The sequence below is a fragment of the Mesorhizobium sp. genome (genome assembly GCF_017306585.1).
GTDB lineage: Bacteria > Pseudomonadota > Alphaproteobacteria > Rhizobiales > Rhizobiaceae > Mesorhizobium.
Genome location: NZ_JAFKIC010000052.1, coordinates 1 through 7362, shown reverse-complemented (window position 1 = coordinate 7362; position 7362 = coordinate 1). Strand labels below are relative to the sequence as shown.

The window sequence follows — 7362 nt, the reverse complement described above, 5'->3', positions numbered from 1 at the left end:
TGACGAAGGCGAAGATCCCAAGCTCTCCCGCGGCTGTAACCTCAGGTGGTACGGGCGACTTCGCCAAGCCAAGGTCCGGGCGGCCGCCCGGACCTTGGCTCAATCGCTTCATTCCCACGAAATCTCTCTCGTGTAGATACAAGGTGGCCGCGAAGCGGCCGGAGCGGGGGCTTCGTAGGGGATTGCCCCGCAAATTTGGCCACCGTCGAGCCGGCCCCCCTCTCCGTCTCGGCTTCGCCGAGCCACCTCTCCCCCGCCTTGCGGGGGCGAGGAAGCCAAGCTTTGCACCCTCAAGCCGCGTAGCGCGCCGCCGGCTTGCCGCCGATCAGGCTGACGTAAAAACTGTCCCTCGCGCCGAGATAGGCATCGAGCTTGGCCGCGTCGGCAAGTCCGGGCGCGGTGATCGTCTCGCCCTGGGCAAAGCCGGTCAGCGAGGCGTCGACCAGATCGTCCACGGTCATCACCCAGTCCTGGTTGAGGGAATCGATGTCGGCGCCCGAAAGCTCCCAGAACTCGGTGCGGATCGGTCCGGGCAGCACCACCTGCGCCCTCACTCCGGTGCCGGCGACTTCCTTCTGCACCGCTTCGGTGAAGTTGACGACATAGGCCTTGGTACCGCTGTAGATGCCGCCGACCGCGATGCCGTAGGCGGCGACCGAAGCGATGTTGATGATGCCGCCGTGGTTGCGGGCGAGCAGCACCGGCAGCACCGCGCGGGTCAGCCGGGTCAAGGCGATGACATTGACCTTGATCATGCGCTCCACCGCATCCGCATCGGCCTTGGCGATCACCATCTGGCCACCAAGGCCGGCATTGTTGACCAGCAGCTTCACGCTCTCATCGGCTGATATCACCCGCTCGACACGGCGCACATCCTCGTCGTCGGACAGATCAGCGGCGATGAAGCTGACCTTGCGATCGTAGGCGTAACGCAGCTTTTCCGCTAATTCCTCGAGCCGGTCGGCGCGGCGCGCCACCAGCACCAGATCGTAGCCCTGCCCCGCCAGGCGGTCCGCATAGACGGCGCCGATACCCGAGGATGCGCCGGTGATCACGGCCGTGCCTTTGCTGTCGTTCCTGCTCATTGTCTCGTTCCTTTACTGTCTCGGCCGGCTCCGGCGGAAGCGCCGACAGCCATGCCTGATAATGATTTTCGCCTGATTTCCAATTAGTGGCATATGCCACTTTCAACGAAGTAGGTATATGCCACTATCTTGTCAACGGCGGCGCCGAAAACTATTTTTGCGACAGGCCGGCGCATCCTCGCCGGCAAGGAGTGATGACAATGGAAGCCGAACAGCCGGGTTTCAGCCGCTGCAACAATGCCACCTTGCGGCGCACCGCGCGCCGCCTCGGGCGCTTCTACGACGACGCGCTGGCGCCTTCCGGCCTGAAGGGCACGCAGTTCGGCCTGCTCTTCCAGATCAGCGTCGGCAGCGAACCGGCAATGGGCGCCATAGCCGAGGCGCTGATCATGGATCTGTCGGCACTCGGCCATACGCTGAAGCCGCTGGTCCGCGACGGCTATGTCGAAACCTTCCCGGACAAGGACGACCGCCGCATCAAGCGCGTAAAACTGACGCCCTCCGGCCAGGCCAAGCTCGACGAGGCGATCAAGCTGTGGAGCCTCGCCCAGCGGCAATTCGAGGACAGGATCGGCGCGGAACGGGCCGCGAAACTGCGCGCGACGCTGGATGAGGTGGCCGCCCTCGACCTGGAAATGCCGACGGCCGCTCCCTCCAGATGAGCGGCCGCCATTCTTGAAACGTGTTGAGATTCAGGTCAGGCCCGGCATCGGTTGAATATCGACACGCTTTACTCGGCCGGCATGGCGACCGGTCGGGCAAACACCCTCCCGGCCAGCACGATGCCGAGCCCGATGACCGGGAAGGCCGCGGCGATCAGGCCGAGATCGGCCGGCGCGCCATAGCGCAGGATCTCGCCACCCACCACCGCGCCCAGCGCAACGCCCAGATAGAGCGCCGAGGCGTTGAGCGACAGCACGATGGGCGCCGCGTCCGGCGCGAGCTTGATGATGCGGCTCGCCTGCGCCGGCGGGAAAGCCCAGCCGACGATCCCCCACGGCACCATCATGCCCATCAGCGCCAGCCCGGCGAGGCTGTGCGGCAGGAAGATCGGGATCAGCGAGAAGGTGACCAGCATGGCGGCCGAGAGCGCCAGCGACCAAGCGACGGTGCGCGTCGCGCCGAAGCGGTCGGCAGCCTGGCCGCCGGCGATGTTGCCGATGACGGCCCCGGCCCCGAAGGCCAGCAGCATGCCGGGCAGCGCGATCGGCGACAGCCCGCCGCCCTCTATCGCAAGCGGCGCGATGAAGCTGAAAACGGTGAACGCGCCGATGAGGGCGAGCGTCGTCGTCGCAAGGATCGGCATCACGCCGGGACGCATTGCCGCGGCCAGCCGGCGCCTGAGCGGCAGCCTGGTGCCGACGATGCCGCGCGGCAGGCGCCACCACAATATCGCGCCGGCCAGCGCGCCGAGGCCGGCAATGGCGTAAAACGTGCCGCGCCAGCCGGTGAAGGCCGCCACCAGCGCGCCCAGCGGCGCGCCGACGGCGACGGCAACGGTGGTGCCGCCGACGACGACGGCGATGGCGCGTGCCCGGTGATGGTCATCGACCAGCGCCACCGCCGTGCCCTGCGCGGTCGCCGCGAACAGGCCCGAGGACAGCGCCATGACGATGCGGGCGGCAAGCAGCACTTCGAAGGAGGAACTGAGCGCGGCGGCAATGTTGCCGATGACAAAGAACACCAGCGTCCACAGGATGACGCGGCGCCGGTCCCAGTCGCCGGTCAGCGTCGCCAGGATGGGCGTGCCCAGCGCATAGGCCAGCGCGAAAGCGGTGATCAGCGAACCCGCCAGCGGAATGGAGATGCCGGCATCCCTGGCGATGTCGGGCAGAAGGCTGGAGATGACGAAGCCTTCGGTCGAGATCGCGAACGATCCGAGCGCAAGCCAGTAGATCCGCTTGTCCATGGGAATGTCCTTAGTTCAAAAGTTATTGAACAATTGGACATAACAGGGCATCATGTCAATGAAGCCAGGCGAAAATAGCTGACCCATGCTGACAGCCCTATGTCAGCACAAGCGGTCGGGGCGGCTCGCGAAGAGGAGACGGAGCGTGCACCAGCAGGCAAAGTCGGATGCGTTGAAATCGGCTGGAACTGTGCTTAGGTTCCAGCCATGACGTTACCGCACCCCAATACGGACCAGATCAGCCTGCCCATCGTGCTTGGCGTGCTCGGGGATCCGACGCGCCTTGCCATCGTGCGCTATCTCGCCAGCAAGGAGGGCGTGCCGCTGAACTGCAGCCAGTTCCTCGATCTCGGCTCCAAGACCAACCTCAGCTATCACCTGGCCAAGCTGCGCGAGGCCGGCGTCACCCGCGCCGAAGTGGTCGGCACCAACCGCATGATCACACTGCGCCGCGCCGATCTCGACGCCCGCTTCCCCGGTCTGCTCGACAGCGTCATCGCGGCGTCGGCCGATGATCCCGCTCTGCCGGCGGTCGGCGGCCACGACATCGAAGTGACGGTCTGACTCCTGCGGGATTTGGGTTGCCGAGCCCTTCGCCTTGACAAGTCCCTCCTGAATCCGTGGAGCCCCCGAAAATGCGCATCGCCGTTCTCGCCGATATCCACGGCAATGTTCTGGCGCTCGACGCCGTACTCGCCGACCTGACGCGGCGCGGCGGAGCCGATCTCATGGTCAATCTCGGCGACAGCGTCTCCGGCCCGCTGTGGCCGCGCGAGACGTTCGAGCGGCTGCAGGCGCTGAACCTGCCGACGGTGCGCGGCAACCATGACCGCCGCGTCGCCGTGGACCCGGCCGACGAGACCATGTGGGCGTCCGACCGCTATGCGCAGGAACGGCTGACGCAAGCGCAGCGCGAGGTGCTGTTTTCGCAGCCGCTGACGCTGGAAATCGCGCCCGGCGTCATCGCCTTCCACGCCCGGCCCGACCATGACGAGAAATACCTGCTCGATGCGGTGGCCGATGGCCAGTTGGTGCGTGCGCCGCTGGCCGCGATCCGGCGGCGGCTGAAGGCGCTCGACCCGGCCTGCCGCATCGTGCTGTGCGGCCACAGCCACCGCCCGGAACTGATCCGCATCCCCGATGGTCCCGTCATCTTCAATCCGGGCAGCATCGGCTGCCCCGCCTATGACGACGACACGCCGCCGGCGCATGTCTCCGAACAGGGCTCGCCGCATGCGCGCTACGGCATCGTCACTCCAGGCGATGCCGGCCAGCCCGACCGTTTCGAGACGATCGCGGTCGACTACGACCACGAGGCGGCGGCGCGGCAGGCCGAGCAGGCGGGACGGCCCGAATGGGCGCACGGGCTGCGGACCGGATTTATGCCGGGCGGATAAGCTGAAAAAGGTGTGACCATCTCGCTTCTGGACATGGCGCGGCGCCCCAGCCTATAAAACCGGCTTCGCGTGCGGCAGCGTTTTTGGGTCTGGCGGTGCCTTTGGTAATGCAATTGATCGCCCACGGCCGAGTGATGAGGCGCCGAGTAACGCTCAAGACAACGCTTTGCGCGCTAATTGCCGCGCCGCTGTTTCTGGCGGCGTGGCCGGCCGTTGTCACGGTCCACGCCGAGGACACCCCTTTCATCTCCATCGTCACCGGGCTCGCTCCCGACGACCTGCTCAACGTCCGCGCCAAGCCGTCGCCGGTCGGCAAGACCGAGGCGCGTCTGGCCGCTGGCGCCAGCGTCAGGAACCTAGGCTGCAGCGATGTCGACGGGCATTCCTGGTGCAAGGTCGAATCGGACAATCCCAAGGCCAGCGGCTGGACGCCGGCGCGCTATCTCAATCCGGTCAATCCGGCTGTTGTCTCCAGCACCGACTAGCCGGCGGATGCGCCCGCTGTCGCCGCCACGGATACCGGCCCAAAACCGGACGCCCCGCCCCCGGCCGATGGGCCGGCCACCGAGACGCCACCACCGGCTGCACCATCGGTCGCGAGCGCGGCGCCTGCCCCCGAAGCAGCAGGACCTGTTGCCGCGCAGCCTCCGGCTGCCGAGCCCGCCCCGGCCACGCCGCCCGACTTGACGGCGCGCCTCGGCGGCCTGCCACATGCGGCCGCACCCGAACCGCCGAAATCCGCCGCCGCCACCGCCATGCAGGATGCCTATGGCCTGGCGCTGGCCGCGCAGGACAATCCGACGACAAGCGAAATCAGGAGCCCGGCCGAGGCCCCGGCGCCGCCTCCCGTGGCCACAGCCACCGTCACGCCGCCGCCAGCCACCGCGGCTACCCCAGCGCCCGACGCGCCAAAGACGGACGACCAGCCGGTCCAGGAAGCCGCCGCCGATCCGGTGGCCGATCCCCCAGCCGGCGACAGCCCGGCGCCCGCCGCGAAGGGCATTCCGGTTCCCACGCCCCGGCCCGGCAGCACGGAGGCGCAACCCGCCATCGACCCGCAGACCGTCGCGCGGGTCGAGCCTCAGCAGCCGCCTCCCCATGCGCCCGACGCGACGGGCGAAATCCCCTGCGCCCGCTATGTCGGCCAGCCGATGACGCGCTGCGCGGTAAGCGTCGTGCGGAACGGCTCCAGCAAGGCCGACGTCACCGTGACCTGGCCCGACGGCGGCACCCGCGTAATCTCCTTCTATGCCGGCCAGCCCGCCGGCTCCAACTCGCGCAGCGACTTCCGCTTCACCCGGGAAGGCACGCTGAACATGATCCGCGTCGGCGTGTCGGAGCGGTTCGAGATTACGGATCAGCTGGCGCTGGGGGATTAGGTGCCAGGGACTAGGGAATAGGCAGTAGGGAGTAGGCAAAAGGCGCTCCTACTTCCTACTGCCTAACACCTACTGCCTCTCCTGCATTTTCGGGGTTACATCCGGCAAAACTCTTCCCTATAAGGCCCTCCTAGCCTGATACCAGAATCGCAAGCACAACCGGCCGGGTCTTCCCGTCCCGGTTTTTCGTGCAAGCCGCTCGCCGAACGGAATTTCGACCATGCCAAGACGCACCGACATCAAGTCGATCCTGATCATCGGGGCCGGCCCCATCGTCATCGGCCAGGCCTGCGAGTTCGACTATTCCGGCACCCAGGCCTGCAAGGCGCTGAAGGAGGAAGGGTTCCGCGTCATCCTGGTCAATTCCAACCCGGCCACGATCATGACCGACCCGGAACTGGCCGACGCCACCTATATCGAGCCGATCACGCCGGAAGTGGTGGCCAAGATCATCGCCAAGGAGCGGCCGGATGCGCTGCTGCCGACCATGGGCGGCCAGACCGCGCTGAACACCGCGCTCTCGCTGCGCCGCATGGGCGTGCTGGAGCGCTATCAAGTAGAGATGATCGGCGCCGACGCGCACGCAATCGACAAGGCCGAGGACCGGGCGCTGTTTCGCGAGGCGATGAGCAAGATCGGGCTGGAAACGCCGAAGTCGATGCTGGCCAACGCCACCGAGGTCAAGAACGCCGACCGCAAGACGCATGAGGCCGAGCGCGCCGCGTTGAAGGCCGAGAAGCCCGACAATCTCGACGCGGCGCTCGACGCGCTGGAAACCCGCTGGAACCTCGGCGAAGGCGACCGCAAGCAGCGCTATATCAGCCACGGCATGGCGATCGCCGCCCAGGCGCTCGACCATGTCGGCCTGCCCGCCATCATCCGCCCGTCCTTCACCATGGGCGGCACCGGCGGCGGCATCGCCTACAACAGGGCCGAGTTCTACGACATCGTCCAGTCTGGCCTCGACGCTTCTCCGACCACCGAAGTGCTGATCGAGGAAAGCGTGCTCGGCTGGAAGGAGTATGAGATGGAGGTCGTCCGCGACAAGGCGGACAATTGCATCATCGTCTGCTCGATCGAGAACATCGACCCGATGGGCGTGCACACCGGCGACAGCATCACCGTCGCGCCGGCGCTGACCTTGACCGACAAGGAATACCAGATGATGCGCAACGCCTCGATCGCGGTGCTGCGCGAAATCGGGGTCGAGACCGGCGGCTCGAACGTGCAGTTCGCCGTCAACCCGGCCGATGGCCGCCTCGTCGTCATCGAGATGAACCCGCGCGTCTCGCGTTCGTCGGCGCTGGCCTCCAAGGCCACCGGCTTCCCGATCGCCAAGATCGCCGCCAAGCTCGCCGTCGGCTACACGCTGGACGAACTGGAGAACGACATCACCGGCGGCGCCACGCCGGCCTCGTTCGAGCCGTCGATCGACTATGTGGTGACCAAGATCCCGCGCTTCGCCTTCGAGAAATTCCCCGGTGCCGAGCCGGTGCTGACGACGGCCATGAAGTCGGTCGGCGAGGTCATGGCCATCGGCCGCACCTTCCAGGAATCGCTGCAGAAGGCGCTGCGTGGCCTGGAGACCGGCC

8 protein-coding genes are annotated in these 7362 nt (G+C 66.9%); 6 read left to right on the top strand and 2 right to left on the bottom strand.

The genetic code is table 11. The features are described 5' to 3' along the window. Positions 1 to 290 precede the first annotated feature (290 nt). Positions 291 to 1085 carry an SDR family oxidoreductase gene (locus J0I79_RS02000; protein WP_292854981.1) on the bottom strand — a complete coding sequence of 265 codons (795 nt, stop codon included), beginning with the start codon at positions 1083 to 1085 and terminating at the stop codon, positions 291 to 293. 194 nt (positions 1086 to 1279) lie between these two features. Here J0I79_RS02000 and J0I79_RS01995 point away from each other — a divergent pair, with 194 nt between their 5' ends. Continuing rightward, on the top strand, positions 1280 to 1747 hold the full coding sequence (locus tag J0I79_RS01995) for a MarR family winged helix-turn-helix transcriptional regulator (protein WP_292854979.1): 468 nt from the start codon (positions 1280 to 1282) through the stop codon (positions 1745 to 1747). Positions 1748 to 1815: 68 nt separating this feature from the next. Here the strand turns inward: J0I79_RS01995 and J0I79_RS01990 are convergent, their stop codons facing one another. Continuing rightward, positions 1816 to 2994, bottom strand: a complete 1179-nt coding sequence (locus J0I79_RS01990) for an MFS transporter (protein WP_292854978.1) — start codon at positions 2992 to 2994, stop codon at positions 1816 to 1818. A 207-nt stretch (positions 2995 to 3201) separates the two neighbouring features. Between J0I79_RS01990 and J0I79_RS01985 the strand changes: the two genes are divergently transcribed. The 5 genes from J0I79_RS01985 to carB form a co-directional block, all read left to right on the top strand. Further along, positions 3202 to 3558: a helix-turn-helix transcriptional regulator gene (locus J0I79_RS01985; protein ID WP_292854976.1), complete on the top strand. Its 357-nt coding sequence runs from the start codon at positions 3202 to 3204 to the stop codon at positions 3556 to 3558. A 71-nt stretch (positions 3559 to 3629) separates the two neighbouring features. Continuing rightward, positions 3630 to 4391, top strand: coding sequence for a metallophosphoesterase family protein (locus J0I79_RS01980; RefSeq protein WP_292854975.1), 762 nt, complete (start codon positions 3630 to 3632; stop codon positions 4389 to 4391). Positions 4392 to 4525: 134 nt separating this feature from the next. After that, positions 4526 to 4876, top strand: a complete 351-nt coding sequence (locus tag J0I79_RS01975) for an SH3 domain-containing protein (protein ID WP_292854973.1) — start codon at positions 4526 to 4528, stop codon at positions 4874 to 4876. Between the two features lie 198 nt (positions 4877 to 5074). Beyond that, positions 5075 to 5770: a hypothetical protein gene (locus tag J0I79_RS01970; RefSeq protein ID WP_292854971.1), complete on the top strand. Its 696-nt coding sequence runs from the start codon at positions 5075 to 5077 to the stop codon at positions 5768 to 5770. 220 nt (positions 5771 to 5990) lie between these two features. Next, positions 5991 to 7362, top strand: a 1372-nt coding sequence (carB, locus tag J0I79_RS01965; protein ID WP_292854969.1) for a carbamoyl-phosphate synthase large subunit, incomplete at its 3' end; no start/stop codon positions are given.

Bases quoted from the DNA above. Each gene is read 5' to 3' on its own strand.
- J0I79_RS01975 (WP_292854973.1), top strand. From the start codon at position 4,526: ATGAGGCGCCGAGTAACGCTCAAGACAACGCTTTGCGCGCTAATTGCC.
- J0I79_RS01980 (WP_292854975.1), top strand. From the start codon at position 3,630: ATGCGCATCGCCGTTCTCGCCGATATCCACGGCAATGTTCTGGCGCTC.
- J0I79_RS02000 (WP_292854981.1), bottom strand. From the start codon at position 1,085: ATGAGCAGGAACGACAGCAAAGGCACGGCCGTGATCACCGGCGCATCC.
- J0I79_RS01985 (WP_292854976.1), top strand. From the start codon at position 3,202: ATGACGTTACCGCACCCCAATACGGACCAGATCAGCCTGCCCATCGTG.
- J0I79_RS01990 (WP_292854978.1), bottom strand. From the start codon at position 2,994: ATGGACAAGCGGATCTACTGGCTTGCGCTCGGATCGTTCGCGATCTCG.
- J0I79_RS01995 (WP_292854979.1), top strand. From the start codon at position 1,280: ATGACAATGGAAGCCGAACAGCCGGGTTTCAGCCGCTGCAACAATGCC.